General features: G+C 43.4%; 15 protein-coding genes and 1 other annotated feature. Of the genes, 14 read left to right on the forward strand and 1 reads right to left on the reverse strand.

Features of this window, described 5'->3' with window-relative positions:
• Positions 1 to 71: 71 nt before the first annotated feature.
• Complete coding sequence (locus RV13_RS11655; RefSeq protein ID WP_010747283.1) at positions 72 to 1,394, forward strand: C39 family peptidase; 1,323 nt, start codon at positions 72 to 74, stop codon at positions 1,392 to 1,394.
• A 41-nt stretch (positions 1,395 to 1,435) separates the two neighbouring features.
• Here the strand turns inward: RV13_RS11655 and RV13_RS11660 are convergent, their stop codons facing one another.
• Positions 1,436 to 1,651, reverse strand: coding sequence for a zinc ribbon domain-containing protein (locus tag RV13_RS11660; protein WP_010747282.1), 216 nt, complete (start codon positions 1,649 to 1,651; stop codon positions 1,436 to 1,438).
• A 202-nt stretch (positions 1,652 to 1,853) separates the two neighbouring features.
• Between RV13_RS11660 and RV13_RS11665 the strand changes: the two genes are divergently transcribed.
• The 13 genes from RV13_RS11665 to RV13_RS11725 all read left to right on the forward strand — a co-directional run bounded on the left by RV13_RS11665 (position 1,854) and on the right by RV13_RS11725 (position 16,241).
• A complete protein-coding gene (locus tag RV13_RS11665) occupies positions 1,854 to 3,149 on the forward strand; it encodes a putative DNA modification/repair radical SAM protein (protein ID WP_060789397.1) in 1,296 nt (431 codons plus the stop codon).
• A gap of 5 nt (positions 3,150 to 3,154) precedes the next feature.
• Entirely contained in the window at positions 3,155 to 3,901 is a 747-nt protein-coding gene (locus RV13_RS11670; RefSeq protein WP_028020844.1) for a TIGR03915 family putative DNA repair protein, read from the forward strand.
• Between the two features lie 123 nt (positions 3,902 to 4,024).
• Positions 4,025 to 4,981: a cation diffusion facilitator family transporter gene (locus tag RV13_RS11675; RefSeq protein ID WP_010747279.1), complete on the forward strand. Its 957-nt coding sequence runs from the start codon at positions 4,025 to 4,027 to the stop codon at positions 4,979 to 4,981.
• Positions 4,982 to 5,250: 269 nt separating this feature from the next.
• Positions 5,251 to 7,050: a glycerophosphoryl diester phosphodiesterase membrane domain-containing protein gene (locus RV13_RS11680; protein ID WP_010747278.1), complete on the forward strand. Its 1,800-nt coding sequence runs from the start codon at positions 5,251 to 5,253 to the stop codon at positions 7,048 to 7,050.
• A 191-nt stretch (positions 7,051 to 7,241) separates the two neighbouring features.
• On the forward strand, positions 7,242 to 7,748 hold the full coding sequence (locus RV13_RS11685; protein ID WP_010747277.1) for a dCTP deaminase/dUTPase family protein: 507 nt from the start codon (positions 7,242 to 7,244) through the stop codon (positions 7,746 to 7,748).
• A 30-nt stretch (positions 7,749 to 7,778) separates the two neighbouring features.
• Entirely contained in the window at positions 7,779 to 9,152 is a 1,374-nt protein-coding gene (gene radA, locus RV13_RS11690; protein WP_060789398.1) for a DNA repair protein RadA, read from the forward strand.
• Positions 9,153 to 9,229: 77 nt separating this feature from the next.
• Complete coding sequence (locus RV13_RS11695; protein WP_010747275.1) at positions 9,230 to 10,384, forward strand: PIN/TRAM domain-containing protein; 1,155 nt, start codon at positions 9,230 to 9,232, stop codon at positions 10,382 to 10,384.
• A 97-nt stretch (positions 10,385 to 10,481) separates the two neighbouring features.
• On the forward strand, positions 10,482 to 11,939 hold the full coding sequence (gene gltX, locus RV13_RS11700; RefSeq protein WP_010747274.1) for a glutamate--tRNA ligase: 1,458 nt from the start codon (positions 10,482 to 10,484) through the stop codon (positions 11,937 to 11,939).
• Positions 11,936 to 12,133 (forward strand) — a binding site (T-box leader). It overlaps the preceding gene by 4 nt.
• 424 nt (positions 12,134 to 12,557) lie before the next feature.
• Complete coding sequence (gene epsC, locus RV13_RS11705; RefSeq protein ID WP_010747273.1) at positions 12,558 to 13,091, forward strand: serine O-acetyltransferase EpsC; 534 nt, start codon at positions 12,558 to 12,560, stop codon at positions 13,089 to 13,091.
• Positions 13,084 to 14,493: a cysteine--tRNA ligase gene (gene cysS, locus RV13_RS11710; RefSeq protein ID WP_010747272.1), complete on the forward strand. Its 1,410-nt coding sequence runs from the start codon at positions 13,084 to 13,086 to the stop codon at positions 14,491 to 14,493. Before epsC ends, cysS begins: the two co-directional genes overlap by 8 nt.
• Entirely contained in the window at positions 14,493 to 14,891 is a 399-nt protein-coding gene (locus RV13_RS11715; protein ID WP_010747271.1) for a Mini-ribonuclease 3, read from the forward strand. Before cysS ends, RV13_RS11715 begins: the two co-directional genes overlap by 1 nt.
• Positions 14,881 to 15,714: a 23S rRNA (guanosine(2251)-2'-O)-methyltransferase RlmB gene (gene rlmB, locus RV13_RS11720; protein ID WP_010747270.1), complete on the forward strand. Its 834-nt coding sequence runs from the start codon at positions 14,881 to 14,883 to the stop codon at positions 15,712 to 15,714. The genes RV13_RS11715 and rlmB overlap by 11 nt, the downstream gene beginning before the upstream one ends.
• Positions 15,714 to 16,241, forward strand: coding sequence for an NYN domain-containing protein (locus RV13_RS11725; RefSeq protein ID WP_010747269.1), 528 nt, complete (start codon positions 15,714 to 15,716; stop codon positions 16,239 to 16,241). The genes rlmB and RV13_RS11725 overlap by 1 nt, the downstream gene beginning before the upstream one ends.
• Positions 16,242 to 16,313 lie beyond the last annotated feature (72 nt).

Here is a 16,313-nt window from a genome sequence, read left to right on the forward strand (position 1 = left end):
ACGAAAAAAGTACAATATAGGAATTAATACAAATGGAATCTAGCTTTGTTATTTTTGAAAGGGATGTTTAAATGAAAAAAAGTGTACTGTTTGTTTGTGTGGTAACTCTTGCAGCGTTTGCAGCGCCTGCAGTCACTCAAGCAGAGACTGCAGGCCAAAGTTCTACGGAAACAACAAGTAGTTCGGTGATGGAAAGTCAAATTTCTGAAAGCGTTCTTTCGTCGGAGACGTCTAGCTCAGAATCATCGCAGGAGATTACTCAAGCTTCGGACTCTGTTGAAGAACCGCAAACAGCGGTCGTAAATGGCGAGGTTGTCCAGCTGGAGCCGCCTCACAAAGAAGGGCAAACCGAAGCCAATGAAACACAAGCACCAAAAGAAGAATTGATCCAAGGTAATGCTCGCTCCTTTAGAGCTGCTGCGGCATCGGTTCCGATGTACCGCCTATACAATCCAAACAGCGGAGAGCATTTCTATACAAAAACGACCAGTGAGCGGGATCACCTACGTTCTGTCGGATGGCGTTATGAGGGGATCGGCTGGCAAGCACCAGCCAGTGGAAATCCTGTTTATCGTCTATATAATCCAAACGCTGGAGACCATCATTACACGTTAAATGCGGGTGAACGGGATCATTTGAAAAAGGTGGGCTGGCGATACGAAGGAATCTCTTGGTATTCGCCAAGCTCAGGTACGCCGCTTTATCGTCTATACAATCCGAATGCAAAAGCGGGAGCCCATCACTATACGCCGATCACTTCCGAGAGGGATCAGCTGAAAAAGCTTGGCTGGCGTTATGAAGGGATCGCTTGGTATGCGGTTGGTGGTGGTGAGCAGAGTCACGAAGATTATCGCCTGCTCGGAGTGAAGAATTACAACCAATATGCATTAGGCGCACCAAGCGGCTGCGAAGGCGCTTCTTTACTTCAAGCCTTGCAGTATAAAGGCAAGCTGACAAATTGGAGTCTGCGTTCGTTCTTAAATACAATTCCGAAATCCTCAAATGGCAATCCTAATAACGGATTCGTTGGTTCGCCTTTTGTCGAAAACTCCTATACCTATTCCGCGATTTATCCAGCACCATTGACCAGCTGGGGACAAAAATACGGGAATGTTCAAAATATTTCCGGGAGCTCAATGAACACCTTAATCAACGAAGTGAAAAACGGCAATCCAGTCGTGGTGTGGGTAACCATCAACTTCCAACCGATTCGCTGGGGGAATTGGAACTTTGGGGTTGCTGCCAACAACAATCATGCGGTCACTTTGGATGGCTTTAATAAAGCCGGCAATCAAGTCCATGTCTCTGATCCGATCAGCGGATCGTATTGGTTGAGTCGTACGACTTTCGAAAACATCTACAATGCAAGAAAATATGCGGTAGTCGTTCGATAACCAAGGGAAAAATAAAAAAGCGGCGATCGCCGCTTTTTTATTTACCCGCCGCCCATTAGGAAGTCGAGGATATTCCAGCCGTCAGAGGTTTCTCCACGATAAAGCTCCGTATACCCACAGCGCTTACAACTGATGGTCGTAAATTTTTTGTTTTGAACATCAAAAATCTTCGCAAAGTTTCCGCCAGTCGCTTGAAACTGGTCAGACGTATAGTGCTGCGACCCGCACTTATCACAAACATATTGTTTCCTTTCCATTATTCCCACTCCTTTTATTATGTCCTATTGGATGCTTTAAATTATAGCAAATTCTGCGCCATCTTCATCCGTCTTTAGGAGTATCTCTCAAATTCTTTTTTGACAATTCGCATTTTTTTTGGTTAAATAAGAACATACGTTCGTATAAAATGTCTTGTTTTTTTGAAATGATGGCATTCGTATGTATAAGGAGTGATTTTCGATGGAACTGGAAAGAAAAATAGAAATTTTAGCGGAATCAGCGAAATACGATGTTTCCTGTTCCAGCAGCGGTGTCGAAAATAATACACGGACAGGAACGGTAGGCAGCACACAGGTTTCGGGAATTTGTCATTCCTTCACCCCAGATGGCAGATGTGTCTCGTTATTGAAGCTGCTGTTTACCAATGCGTGTATTTTTGATTGCCACTATTGTATTAACCGTAAATCTAACGGGATTCCACGAGCAACCTTCACGCCGCAAGAAGTGGCGGATTTAACCATGGATTTCTACATGCGCAATTACATTGAAGGCTTATTCCTGAGTTCGGCGATTATTAAAAATCCGGACTACACTTGCGAGCTCTTGATTAAGACCTTGAAAATTTTGCGTGAAGAAAAGGGCTTTCGCGGGTATATCCACGTCAAGGCGATTCCCGGCGCGGATGAAAAATTGATTGAGGAGTTAGGCTTTCTGGCGGATCGAATGAGCGTCAATGTCGAACTTCCTTCCCGCGAAAGTCTGAAATTACTGGCTCCGGACAAAGATCCGTTTGACTTATATAAGCCGATGAAGCAAATTACGACGGTAAAGAAAGAACAGGAATTTTTACCAGCGGTTCGGCGCGGTCCAAGCTTCGTGCCTGCCGGACAGTCAACACAAATGATTATCGGAGCCAGTCCTGAGAGTGATCGGTCGATCGTGAAGATTTCCGAGAATTTGTATCAAAAATGTCAATTGAAGCGGGTATATTATTCGGCCTATATCCCAGTCAATCAGGACAATTTATTGCCTGCGGTAACGACAGAACCGCCACTGCTGCGGGAACATCGCCTGTATCAAGCGGATTGGCTGCTGCGGTTTTACAAGTTTACAGCGGATGAGATTTTATCTGAGGACAAGCCAAATTTTAATCTTTATCTTGATCCTAAAGCGAATTGGGCAGTCCAAAATTATCAACGCTTCCCCATAGATGTCCAGACCGCAACCTATGATCAGCTGCTGCGCGTTCCGGGAATCGGTCCAAAAAGCGCGCAAAACATTGTTAAGGCGCGTAAATATTATCGACTCCATTTGACCGACTTAAAGAAATTAGGCATCGTGATCAAACGGGCACAATATTTTATTGCCTGCAATCATGAAACACCTGCCGGCTTAATCAAAGACCCTGAGTGGATCATTACTTCTTTGATTTCCTCAAAGCAATATGAAGTATTGAAAAAGCACAATACACAATCAGTCAGTGAACAGTTATCATTATTTGATGTCGAACGATTTGAACATGCGAAGAGTAGGTGATTAGGATGCAAGAATCTGCGGAACATTGGGAATATGACGGCAGTTTTCTTGGCTTTATGACGGTGGTGGATCGCAGCTTTCGTGAGAAAAAGTTTCCAACCCTGATTTTGTCGCCGGAAACCGCGGTTGAAAGCTTGTTTTTGGCAGAATGGGTCGCAACCGATCCAGTACGAGGCAAGAAAATCTATCGCCGATTGCGGCAACGTCTGCGCCCAGAAAATTTTTTGTTTATTCAAAATGGCTTTTACGCCACACTTGAAGGCAAAGAGCGCTATTTGCTAGATGCCATCGAGATCGCGTTGCAGACAAAGGATTTGTTGGAAAATCATTTAGGCCATCCTTCGATTTTAGCCCTGAGAAAAAGTATTCGCACACTGTTGGGAGAAAATCATTTGTTGACGGGCTTTGTTCGTTTTGAGTATGTCGGCGATGTGCTCTTTAGCAAGATTAATCCCAAGCATTATGTGATGCCTTATCTTTGTCCCCACTTTGCGGAAAGATATCCTCAGGAAAAAATCATGATCTATGATGAGACCCACGAGCTATTGGGGATCATCGATCACGGAAATATCCATTTAATGGAAAACACCAGCTGCCCAGAATTTGCCGAAGCGAGTAATGAACAGGACATTCGTCAACAATGGAAAACCTTCTTGCGGGCAGTTACAATCGATGAACGCGCCAATTATGTGGCGCAGCGCAATCATTTACCGTTGCGTTTTCGCGAGAATATGACGGAGTTCAAGACGTAAAGTAAGGGATGTCTACTTGCTTATTAAAAGAATCATGAAAACAATAGCGGACTTGAAGGGCTTTGCTTTCATGATTTTTCGCTTCTGCTTTATAATAGAGGCATTAGGAAGCGAGTGAATCAAATGGAAGAGAAAAAGACGCAGGGATCGATGGCGGTACTGGCGGCCTTATTGGCCAATGTGTTAGTGGCTGTTAGTAAATTTGTCGGTTACATGCTTAGCGGCAGTGCCGCGATGATGAATGAAAGTATCCACAGTGTAGTGGATTGCAGCAATCAAATTTTACTATTATTTGGTGATCGTCGTGCTGCTCGCGGTCAAAGTGAGCTGCATCAGTTTGGTGAAGGCCGAGCCAAGTATTTTTTTAGCACGATTGTTGCCACCATGTTGTTCTTTGGCGGGGGCGCACTAGGTATCTGGGAAGCAGTGGAAAAATTATTCCATCCCAGCCATGAGGTTGCCAATCCTCTAATCGTATTAGCGATTTTAGTCTTTGGTATCTTAGTAGAAGGAAGCTCGTTGCGGATAGCGATCAAGGAAATTCATGAACTGAACACAGAGAAGCTGCCATTATTCAAGTTTCTGCACGAAAGCCGTCACAGCGAAATTCTGATTATTTTCACAGAGGATTTTTGTGCGGTGATTGGTTTAGTGTTGGCAATTATCGGAACCGTATTGACGATGGTTACTGGAAACCCGATGTTCGATGCCTTGAGCGGATTGTTGATTGGGATGATGCTGATGTTTGCTTCAATCTTTTTAGCACGAGAATTTTACAGTCTAATCATTGGCGAGAGCGTCTCAAAGAACGATCTGATAAAAATTCAAGATGCGTTTAAACGAGATGAAGTGAAAAAGGTCATCGATATCAAAACCGTTCATTTAGGTCCAACGGAAGTCATGATCGCTGCGAAAATTGACATTGCGGATTCCTATGAAGGCGTCAGCTACGATGTGGTTAACCAAATCGAACGCGTCATTCGCAGGGCATTACCGGATAAAAAGGCCTATATTTATATCGAAACCGACGAGTTTGATCCAGAATACGATCAGAAACGTCAACAACAATCGGACACATAAACCCGTGTGCCCGATTTTTTGCCAGTTCCACTTTTCGCAGTTATTTAAAAGTTGATAACAGAAACAATTGTTAGAGTGAGCTATAGTGACAAGATGTTTAGTGGAATGGTATGCGTACGAAAATAGCAAACATTTTTCTGGGTTGTAGAAAAATGATTTCCTCAAACCGAGCTAGCTGCCAATTCGTTTTTCGCCTTTGCATCATTTTTGGCAATTCACTGTCCTATAGAAATTTACCTGCATTATTTATTTGAAGGAAGGGATATCAAATGTCATCGCTGCGTTTTTTCTTTACTTACTCAAGAGAATTTTTGCGTCATTGGGGCAGTTACATTCTTTTGATTGTTGGCACCAATATCGTATTAGAAATGTTGGTGATTCCGTGTGTTCAATTTTCAATTGCCTTCATTTTAAAACAAGGAAATATACCTTATGTATCTAGCACTAATATTTTAACGATTTTAACGAAACATCCGGGAGTTTTAGCCGGTTTACTAGTTTTGCTAGCCATCGTGTTAACTTTGGTTTTTCTGCAATTTACGTTTCAGCTATTCAGCATCAAAAGTATTCAAACAAAGGAAGACCGTTCGTTATGGGCACTGTTTAAGCAATCAGTCTATCACATGCGTCATTTACGGCCGGCCACTTTCTTTTTCTTTCTCTTTTATTTTGTACTGATCCTGCCTTTTGCCAACGCCATTTTCCGGACCCCTTTATTAAGCAAAGTGACGATCCCAGTATTTATTTTAGATTATTTAAGTGAAAACCTATTGTTTCTTCTGTTATTGATTCTTGCCTCTATTGTGGTGTCATATATCGGAATTCGACTGTTGTTTGTTCTGCCGTTAATGATTTTTTCTGATGAACCGCCGAAACAAGCGGTTGAAAAGAGTCTGGCGTTGACCCATCACCGATACTGGCATTATGCTTGGCGTATATTTATTTTGACCGTATTTTTAACCATTGTTTCGTACCTCGGCTACGGTCTAAGCTATGGTCTACAGGTCGTTTTGGATTTGTTGCCTAAACCATTTCCTGCAATCGGTGCGATGATCACACTAACGAGTATCCAGCTTTTCAGTCAATTGATGCTGGCATGGGCGACGGTGCTGTATTTTAGTGTCTTGGTTCAAAAGTTTTATCCACTGGTGATTAGCGGCGAGCGTCCGTTACGTTTGATCCGTCCAAGCTTGTGGACACGTATCGCAGCCGCCATTTTGTTTGTCTTTTTAGGTGGGACAACGTTGCTAAGCAATGTGTTGTATCTGACAGGGTTGGCGGATTCCATTCCTTTAACGATCTCTCATCGGGGAGTAGACAACGGCAACGGGGTACAGAATACGATTCCGGCAATGGCCGCGACCATTAAAGAAAAGCCCGATTATATCGAGATGGACGTTCAAGAAACCAAAGATCATCAATTTGTCGTCTTTCATGATAAAAACTTCCGGAAGTTGACTGGGCGTGACAAAACCACCCATGACCTGACACTGAGTGAGGCTCAAGACCTGCAAGCTGTGGAAAATGGACATGTAGCACCGATTGCGAGCTTTGATGATTATTTAGCCTTTGCCAATGAACATCAGCAAAAACTATTGATTGAGATCAAAACCAATTCGTCAGATTCTAAAGAGATGGTGGAGAACTTTATTGAAAAGTATCAACAGAATATTTTGACCCATCATCACCGGATTCATTCGTTGGATTATGACGTAGTGACTGAATTGAAGGAGAAGGCACCAAAGTTGTATGTCAGTTATGTCTTGCCTTATAATTTAGTATTCCCCCAGACACCAGCAAATGCTTATACAATGGAAGAAACAACCTTGACAGGGGATTTTGTTCAACGGGCGCATCAAGAAGATAAGGATGTTTATGCTTGGACAGTCAATGATGCCGATTCGATGGATCGAATGATCTCACTAAATGTGAATGGCATTGTGACAGATGATCTTAAAACGCTGCAGAAACAGATTAAAACGTATGAGGAGAGTCCTTCTTATGCAAAACGTATTGAGATGTATATCAACCGTTTGCCAGCTTTGGATGAACGAATCAGCGAGAATTAAAATAAAGCGAAAAAAATTCATTAAATTTCCATAGAGTTTTCGTAAAAGATTTTCGAACAGAAGCGTGCTCTATGGTAGAATAGCTATATATTTCACAAAGGATGTCCGCTTATTTATTTCGCACGTTTCTTGCGAAATAAATAACTGGGCAGACGAGCCAAATCAGGCACAAAGAACTAAAGGAGATTACAATGAGAAAACGTGGTTTTGAAGTAACAGCAGCTTACCAGGATAAACAAATCAACTTGCCAAAACGGGCGACAAAAAATGCGGCAGGCTATGATTTTGAGGCTGCAGAGGATATCGTGATTCCAGCGATTTGGAAACAAGTCATTCAGCATTTTACAAAAGGATCTGAGGTATCTGAAAAAATTGTTAAACCCGTATTGGTTCCTACAGGGATCAAAGCCTATATGGGACAAGATGAATACTTACAGCTGGCAAACCGTTCCAGCAATCCATTGAAGCGTTTCTTGACGCTAAGCAATGGGGTTGGAGTGATTGACAGCGATTATTATAATAACCCGGACAACGAAGGGCATATTATGTTCCAGTTTTCAAATTTTGGTTTGACAGACGTACAAATCAAAAAAGGCGAACGGATCGGTCAAGGGATATTCCTGCCGTTTCTAAAAGCCGATAATGATGTGGCCGAAGCGGAGCGAACAGGCGGCTTTGGTTCATCCGATCAGAAATAACGAATCAATTAAATGAGTGAGGCGAAGGGTTTGGCAAAAAAATCCAAGACACAATTTATCTGCCAAGAATGTGGTTATGTTTCGCCTAAGTATTTAGGGCGTTGTCCTAACTGCGGAAATTGGAACACGATGGTAGAGGAGATTGAGCAAAATCATCCCGAAGATCGACGCAACCGTGTCAGTTTAACCGGAGAGCGTGCGACACCTACCAAATTAAAGGATGTCGTCTTCAAAAAGGAAACGCGCGTTCAGACAGAATTAGCTGAATTGAATCGCGTTCTTGGCGGCGGAGTGGTTCCAGGTTCATTGGTATTAATCGGTGGGGACCCAGGTATTGGGAAATCCACCTTACTATTGCAAGTATCCCATCAATTAGCGGCAACCGGCGGCACAGTTTTGTATGTTTCTGGAGAAGAAAGTGCGCAGCAGATAAAATTGCGTGCGGAGCGCCTGGGATCAAGTGAGACAGATTTTTATTTATATGCGGAAACAGACATGGGAGAAATCAGCCGAACGATTGAAAATCTGAAGCCGGATTATGTGATCATCGACTCGATCCAAACCATGACACAACCAGATATCACTAGTGTAGCGGGCTCGGTCAGCCAGGTTCGGGAGACCACCGCAGAGCTATTGAAGCTGGCGAAGACGAACGGCATTGCGATTTTTATCGTAGGTCATGTGACCAAAGAGGGAAATATCGCAGGTCCGCGAATGCTGGAGCATATGGTGGACACTGTTTTATACTTTGAAGGCGAGAAGCATCACAGCTTTCGAATCTTACGAGCGGTAAAAAATCGTTTCGGTTCCACTAATGAAATCGGAATTTTCGAGATGAGAGAACGGGGGCTGGTCGAAGTGGCCAATCCTTCACAGGTTTTCCTAGAGGAACGCCTAGAAGGGGCGACCGGATCAGCAATCGTGGTTGCCATGGAAGGCAGCCGTCCGATACTGGTTGAGATACAGGCATTGGTAACCCCCACTGTTTTCGGCAACGCGAAGCGCACAACGACCGGCCTAGATTTCAACCGTGTTTCTTTGATCATGGCTGTTTTGGAAAAACGCGCCGGGTTGCTGCTGCAAAATCAAGATGCCTACTTAAAAGCGGCAGGCGGGGTAAAATTAAATGAACCGGCCATTGATTTAGCGGTGGCTGTGGCGATTGCCTCCAGCTACAAAGAAAATGGCACGGAAGCCACCGAATGCTTTATCGGTGAAATTGGTTTGACGGGTGAAATTCGTCGGGTCAATAGCATTGAGCAGCGGGTGAAAGAAGCTAGCAAATTGGGCTTCAAAAAAATCTATCTGCCTAAGAACAATATGGGCGATTGGAAACCGCCAAAAGGAATCGAATTGGTTCCTGTGGCAACCTTAGGGGAAACCTTAAGAAAAGTATTTCGTTAATAAGCGGCAGTGCCGGAGAGATTTTCCGGCACGCCCTTTATTCAAAAAAATAACTATTAGAATTTAGGAGGGATGGCATGCAGAAACGTGTGTTGACAGTAATCGTTTTACTCGTTGGAATTAGTTTAGGAATTACTTTCCTGCCCATAGCGTGGACAGCGGTTGGTTATGCAGACAACATGTGGTTGAATAATTCACTAACGAATGGCCTGATCGGTGCAATTATTTTTTATATTATTTCTTTGGCTATCGTGGAACCAATCACAGTTGGTGTAAAAAGAATTGAAAAACAATTAAATGAATTGAGCTTAACGTATATCTTATTTGGAGTGGTAGGTGCGATCCTTGGATTGACCCTTGGATTGATCGGGACGACGCCTTTGTACCAGATTCCGATCCCGTTCATTAACAGCGGCTTGCCGATTTTGATCATGCTGTTATTGGGTTATCTAGGCTTTCGGATGGGAACGACGCGGATCGATGAATTGAAAAAATTCTTCAGCGGCCGAAGCAAAAAATCTGAAACAAATGAAGGCGAAGTTTTAGAACGTAAAGCCGATGATCATTTCCATAAATATAAAATTTTGGATACTAGTGTCATCATTGACGGAAGAATTTATGATATTGCGAAAACCGGCTTTTTAGAAGGCGTTTTGATGATCCCGAATTTTGTCCTCTATGAATTGCAATACATTGCCGATTCTGGTGACAGCTTGAAGCGTGTACGGGGACGCCGCGGGTTGGACATTTTAAACTCATTGCAAAAAGAAGAAGGCATCGCTGTTGAAATGTATGATGGAGATTTCGAAGATATCAGCGAAGTCGACAGTAAATTGATCAAATTGGCTAAATTGCTGGATGGCGTGATCGTAACAAATGACTATAACTTGAACAAAGTTTCTGAATTCCAAAATGTCGCAGTCTTGAATATCAACGCGTTGGCAAATGCTGTGAAGCCTGTAGTGATCCCAGGTGAGAACATGAATGTCTTGGTTGTGAAGGCTGGAACGGAACGTCAGCAAGGGGTCGCGTATCTGGATGACGGTACAATGGTCGTTGTTGAAGATGGACAGCATTATATGAATGAACACATAGAAGTCGTTGTAACAAGTGCTCTGCAAACAGCGGCTGGACGGATGATCTTTGCGAAGCCCGCACATTCAAGCCGTAACATCAAGGACGATTCACCAGAGAAAAAGTTAGATTACACTCATGATAAGGGTGGAAAATAAGAGTGCAGCTTTACTAAACAATGGATTGATTGTACAATTTGTGTTGAGTAGCAAATGTTTTTCATTTGTTAAATAAGCGGGAAAGAGGAACTACTATATGTCGAAAATTCGTGTGCGCTACGCACCAAGTCCAACAGGACACTTACACATCGGAAACGCCCGAACAGCATTGTTCAATTATCTATTTGCTCGCCACAATGATGGAGAATTCATCATTCGAATCGAGGACACCGATTTAAAAAGAAATATCGAAGGCGGCGAAAAAAGCCAGCTGGAAAACTTAGCTTGGCTTGGAATCGACTGGGACGAATCACCAGAAAATCCTGGGAAATACGGCCCTTACCGTCAATCTGAACGACGCGATGTTTATCAACCGTTAATTGATCAATTATTAATGAGTAACTTAGCCTACAAATGCTACTGCACATCTGAGGAATTGGAAGCAGAGCGTGAAGCGCAGCGTGCTCGCGGCGAGATGCCTCATTATTCAGGTAAATGTGCCAACTTAACACCTGAAGAGCAAGCAGAAAAAGAAGCACAAGGGCTAGAGCCAGTGATTCGTTTCCGCGTTCCTCGCAATACGAGCTTCACGTTTGACGATATGGTCAAAGGAGAAATCAGCTTTGAATCTGACAATGTCGGCGGCGATTTCATCATTCAAAAACGTGACGGTATGCCGACGTATAATTTTGCGGTTGCAGTAGATGATCACCTGATGAAAATCACGCATGTTTTACGCGGAGATGATCATATCGCCAATACACCGAAACAATTGATGATCTATGATGCCTTTGGTTGGCCTCGTCCAACATTCGGTCATATGACGTTGATCATTAATACAGAAACAGGCAAGAAATTAAGTAAACGGGATGAAAGCATTCTGCAATTTATCGAACAATACCGTGAATTAGGCTATCTGCCAGAAGCGATGTTCAACTTTATCGCGTTACTTGGCTGGTCACCAGTGGGCGAAGACGAAATCTTCCCGCAGGATGAATTGATCAAGATTTTCGATACGGAACGCTTGAGTAAATCACCTGCAGCCTTTGATCAAAAGAAATTAGAATGGGTCAATAACCATTACATCAAAGCGATGGATTTGGATAAATTAACAGACTTGTGCTTGCCTTATTTGATCAAGGCTGGTAAAGTCGAAGAAAATCCAACACCAGAACACAAAGCTTGGGTGAAACGTGTAGTCAGCTTGTATCAACCACAAATGAGCTATGCGGCGGAAATCACAGAGGTTTCTAGCTTATTCTTCCAAGACCATTTAGAGCTTGATGATGCTGCGAAAGAAGTTTTATCAGGCGAAGGCGTACCGACTGTATTAGCAGCCTTCAAGGCACAGCTAGAAGGATTAGAAACGGTAGATGCTGCAAGTGTTTTAGCAGCAATCAAGGCGGTCCAAAAAGAAACGGGTATCAAAGGGAAAAATCTATGGATGCCAATCCGGGTCGCAGTCAGCGGCATGGTTCATGGCCCAGAATTACCAGAAACCGTTGAATTATTAGGCAAAGAAAAAGCCTTAGCACATTTAGATCAAGTAATGTAAACACATAGAAGAGAAGAAGTAGCAAGCGACGATTTTTCAGAGAGACTGCGGGAGGTGGAAGCAGTCAAATCAACACTTGCGAAATGCATCTCCGAGTGGCCTTGGCGATACGTAGCCAAGGACGGTTCACAGACGTTACCTGTTTCAAGGCATCATTGCAAACAAAAGTGGGACCACGTAGAAGCGTCTTTTGAGGAAACTCAAAAGACGCTTTTTTGCGAGTTACACTTTTCGCAGTTCTATAGTGTACAAGAAATTAAATAAGATTTCTTGACTAATCTGAGAATGAGATGTTTAGCGGAATCGTATGCGAGGCAACGATAAAATCCTTTTTCTGTTTTTTGGAAAAAGGATGTCATCCAAAAGGTGCTAGCTGCCAGTTCCACTTCTTGCTTTAGCAAGTTAGTGGAATGGTATGCGTAATGAGCATCAAACGAACTTTTTGCATTTTGAAAAAGTTGATACTTAAAAACAAATTAGCTGCGAGTTACGCTTTTCGCAGTATAGGCAGCTAACTAATGAAAACGAAGAAAGTCAGTAAACTTGAACAAAATGAAAAAGTTGTCAGAGTTCGATAGAATGGATTCTGACAATAGGAAAATAAAGGAGTTGAGGTAAATGGGATGGTGGCAAGAAGCAATCGCAGCGGCGAAACGCAATGATCCGGCAGTCAGAACTGGCGCAGAAGTAGTCCTTACATATCCAGGTGTTCACGCATTATTCTTTCATAAGTTCTCGCATTTTCTTTATCGGCACCGTTGGTTTTTATTAGCACGGATTCATTCGCAGTTTTGGCGGTTTTTAACAGGAATCGAGATTCATCCTGGTGCCAAAATCGCTCCCGGAGTCTTCATTGATCATGGAATGGGTGTAGTGATCGGTGAAACAGCGGAGGTTGAACGTGACGTCGTATTATTTCATGGGGTAACATTAGGAGGAACTGGAAAAGATACAGGGAAACGACATCCGACGGTACGTCAGGGAGCGTTTATTTCGGCGAACGCACAGATATTAGGTCCTATAGAGATTGGCGAGCGTGTGAAGATCGGCGCAGGAGCGGTCGTTTTAAAGGATATACCCGCGGACTCGACCGCGGTAGGCGTTCCGGCAAGAGTAGTTAGAGTAAAAGGGGAGAAGGTTCAACATGATTAAAATACACAATACATTGACACGAGAGAAAGAGATTTTCCAACCAATAGAAGAAAATAAAGTTCGCATGTATGTTTGCGGACCAACAGTATATAACTATATCCATATTGGAAATGCCCGTAGTTCCATCGCCTTTGATGTGATTCGCCGTTATTTTGAGTACCGCGGCTACGAGGTAAACTATGTATCGAATTTTACAGACGTAGATGACAAAATCATCAAAGCGGCGAAAGAATTATCAATCTCAGCGCCAGAAGTGGCGGATCGTTTCATTGAGGCCTTCAAAGAAGATACTGCTGCGCTAAATGTGAAGCCAGCGACTCTTCATCCGCGCGTCATCAACCATATTCCGGATATTTTGGCGTTCATCGAAGCGCTGATTGAAAAAGGCTATGCTTACGAAGCTGAAGGCGATGTTTATTATCGAACACGTAAGTTTGAACACTATGGGGAATTAAGCGATCAATCTATTGATGAGCTGGAGGTTGGCGCGAGTCAACGAACTGGCGCAGAGCAAGCGATCAAAGAGGATCCCTTGGACTTTGCTTTATGGAAGAGTGCGAAGCCAGATGAGATTTCTTGGCATTCTCCTTGGGGTGAAGGCCGTCCAGGCTGGCATATCGAGTGCTCGGTAATGGCGACCAAGCATTTAGGTGATACGATTGATATTCATGGCGGTGGTCAGGATTTGGAATTTCCCCATCATGAAAATGAAATTGCTCAAAGTGAAGCGAAAACTGGACAGCGTTTCGCTAATTATTGGATGCACAATGGGTATGTAACGATTGGAGAAGACGATGCGAAGATGAGCAAGTCTTTAGGAAACTTTGTGACAGTGCATGATTTGGTGAAAGAAATTGATCCGCAAATTTTGCGTTTCTTCATGGCAACGACGCAATACCGTCGCCCAATCCGCTATAGTGAAGCAACCATGAAGGATGCGCAAGCGAACTTACAAAAATTACGAACAGCGTTTGAAAATACGACGTTCCGACAAGAATCAGCAGTCGCGGAATTGGCTGACGATCCGACGAGAATCGCTGAGCTTCAAGGACTAAAAGATCGCTTCATTGAAGAAATGGATGACGACTTCAATGCGGCTAATGGAATCACCGTCGTTTATGAAGTGGCGAAATGGTTGAATCATTATAGCGAGCAGGAGCAGGTTTCAGCAGCAGTTCTAACGACAGCATTGGAGGAATTTACGAAGATGTTGGGCGTTTTCGGCATTGTCTTCCAAACGGCAGGTCTATTGGACGAAGAGGTTGATCAATTGATTGAAGAACGAAACCAAGCCCGCAAAGACAAAAACTTTGCCCGCAGTGATGAAATTCGTGATCAATTAAAAGAGCAAGGAATTATTTTAGAAGACACCCCACAAGGCGTCCGTTGGAGACGAGCATAATGACAGATTATAAACAATTAAACGCACTGGCACTGGCGTATGTTGGCGATGCTATCTATGAAACCTACGTGCGGGATCATTTAGTTCGAGAAGGACAAACACGCCCGAATAAACTGCATCACATGGCAACACATTATGTTTCGGCGAAAGCTCAAGCAATGTTGATCCAAAAAATGATCGAAGATGGTATGCTGACAGAAGAAGAGCAGGGGATTTATCGGCGTGGACGAAACGCTAAAAGCTATACCTCGGCTAAAAATACAGATATCATGACCTATCGAATGTCCACAGGTTTTGAGGCCTTGATGGGCTATCTGCATCTGTTGGAGCAAAAAGAACGACTGGAAGAATTGATCAAGTGGTGTTTAGAGAAAGCGGGCGAAGCAAATGAAGGATAAAAAACAACGACGTGGAAATGATCGGCGCAATCAGCGAAAAAATGATCGTTCGAAAGACCGTCGCAAAGAATCGATTGATGTGACTGAGTCGGAAGAAAATAACTTTGTTTTCGGTCATCATGCGAGTGTCGAAGCACTGCAGGCTGGTCGAGGGAATAAATTATTCTTACAAGAGGATGCACATGGCGAGAAGATCGATCAATTAAAAAGGTTAGCAAAGGAACAAGCAGTTCCGGTGAAGTGGGTGCCCAAGCAAAAATTAGATACGTTAAGTGATGGCGGCGTCCACCAAGGGATCGTTCTAGGCATAACGCCTTATGAATATTTGACGTTAGAGGAGCTGTTGGCAAAAACGGCTGCTGAAGAAGCCCCCTTCTTACTGATTTTAGATAGTTTGGAGGATCCGCATAATTTTGGATCGATTCTGCGAACGGCAGATGCCAGCGGGGTATCTGGTGTGATCATTCCGAAGCATCGCTCAGTCGGTATCACCCCTGTAGTGACAAAGGCTTCGACTGGCGCGGTGGAATATGTACCAATCGCTCGAGTAACGAACTTAGCCCAAAGCATCAAACAGCTGAAGGATGCGGGCTACTGGATCTTTGGGACAGATATGGCTGGAACAGACTATCGCCAGTGGAAGGTTTCTGGACCGATTGCCTTGATCATCGGCAACGAAGGAAAAGGCATGAGTGCTGGTCTGAAGAAGGAAGTCGATGAAATGCTGACGATTCCTATGACTGGGCATGTTCAAAGTTTGAACGCGGGCGTAGCTGCCGGATTACTGATGTATGAGGTCTTCCGAAAGCGAAGTGAGCTGTAATGAAGAAACAATTATTGATCGTTGATGGGTATAACATGATCGGCGCCTGGCCAGAATTAACAGCCTTGAAAAATCAAGATCGATTAGAAGAAGCGCGGGAAGCCTTGTTGTTTCGTCTATCGAACTTTGCAAAATATCAAGGGCTTGAGACGATTGTAGTGTTTGATGCTCAGTTTGTACCTGGTATCACTCAAAGCTATAAAAAATATCAGCTAACAGTTGTCTTTACTAAAGAGGACGAAACGGCCGACAGCTACATTGAGCGAATCGCCGGCGAATTAAATGATCGGTTGACACAGGTAACGGTAGCGACGAGTGATTTAGCAGAGCAATGGACGATTTTTTCTCAGGGAGCTTTGCGGACTTCTGCGCGTGAGCTGTACAAGACCGTTCAGGAGACAGAAGCTTTGATAACTGGTGATACTAAAGATACGCATTTTAAAAATTTTCGTCGAAATTCTCCTTGGAATAATGAACAATTGCAAAAATTGTCGCAAAAATTGGACGAATTAAGTCGAAAAAAATAAATATCCTTTTAACACTCCTCTCATTTTTAGACAAAGTGTATGCTTTTACTTGTGAGAGGGGTGTCTTTTGGA

Origin of the sequence: Enterococcus raffinosus, assembly GCF_001886185.1 — a bacterium.
Taxonomy (GTDB): Bacteria; Bacillota; Bacilli; order Lactobacillales; family Enterococcaceae; genus Enterococcus_A; species Enterococcus_A raffinosus.

What these genes read in the sequence shown, in the direction of transcription:
- RV13_RS11655 (WP_010747283.1), top strand. Translation starts at nt 72, where the DNA reads ATGAAAAAAAGTGTACTGTTTGTTTGTGTGGTAACTCTTGCAGCGTTT.
- RV13_RS11660 (WP_010747282.1), bottom strand. Translation starts at nt 1,651, where the DNA reads ATGGAAAGGAAACAATATGTTTGTGATAAGTGCGGGTCGCAGCACTAT.
- RV13_RS11665 (WP_060789397.1), top strand. Translation starts at nt 1,854, where the DNA reads ATGGAACTGGAAAGAAAAATAGAAATTTTAGCGGAATCAGCGAAATAC.
- RV13_RS11670 (WP_028020844.1), top strand. Translation starts at nt 3,155, where the DNA reads ATGCAAGAATCTGCGGAACATTGGGAATATGACGGCAGTTTTCTTGGC.
- RV13_RS11675 (WP_010747279.1), top strand. Translation starts at nt 4,025, where the DNA reads ATGGAAGAGAAAAAGACGCAGGGATCGATGGCGGTACTGGCGGCCTTA.
- RV13_RS11680 (WP_010747278.1), top strand. Translation starts at nt 5,251, where the DNA reads ATGTCATCGCTGCGTTTTTTCTTTACTTACTCAAGAGAATTTTTGCGT.
- RV13_RS11685 (WP_010747277.1), top strand. Translation starts at nt 7,242, where the DNA reads ATGAGAAAACGTGGTTTTGAAGTAACAGCAGCTTACCAGGATAAACAA.
- RV13_RS11695 (WP_010747275.1), top strand. Translation starts at nt 9,230, where the DNA reads ATGCAGAAACGTGTGTTGACAGTAATCGTTTTACTCGTTGGAATTAGT.
- gltX (WP_010747274.1), top strand. Translation starts at nt 10,482, where the DNA reads ATGTCGAAAATTCGTGTGCGCTACGCACCAAGTCCAACAGGACACTTA.
- epsC (WP_010747273.1), top strand. Translation starts at nt 12,558, where the DNA reads ATGGGATGGTGGCAAGAAGCAATCGCAGCGGCGAAACGCAATGATCCG.
- cysS (WP_010747272.1), top strand. Translation starts at nt 13,084, where the DNA reads ATGATTAAAATACACAATACATTGACACGAGAGAAAGAGATTTTCCAA.
- RV13_RS11715 (WP_010747271.1), top strand. Translation starts at nt 14,493, where the DNA reads ATGACAGATTATAAACAATTAAACGCACTGGCACTGGCGTATGTTGGC.
- rlmB (WP_010747270.1), top strand. Translation starts at nt 14,881, where the DNA reads ATGAAGGATAAAAAACAACGACGTGGAAATGATCGGCGCAATCAGCGA.
- RV13_RS11725 (WP_010747269.1), top strand. Translation starts at nt 15,714, where the DNA reads ATGAAGAAACAATTATTGATCGTTGATGGGTATAACATGATCGGCGCC.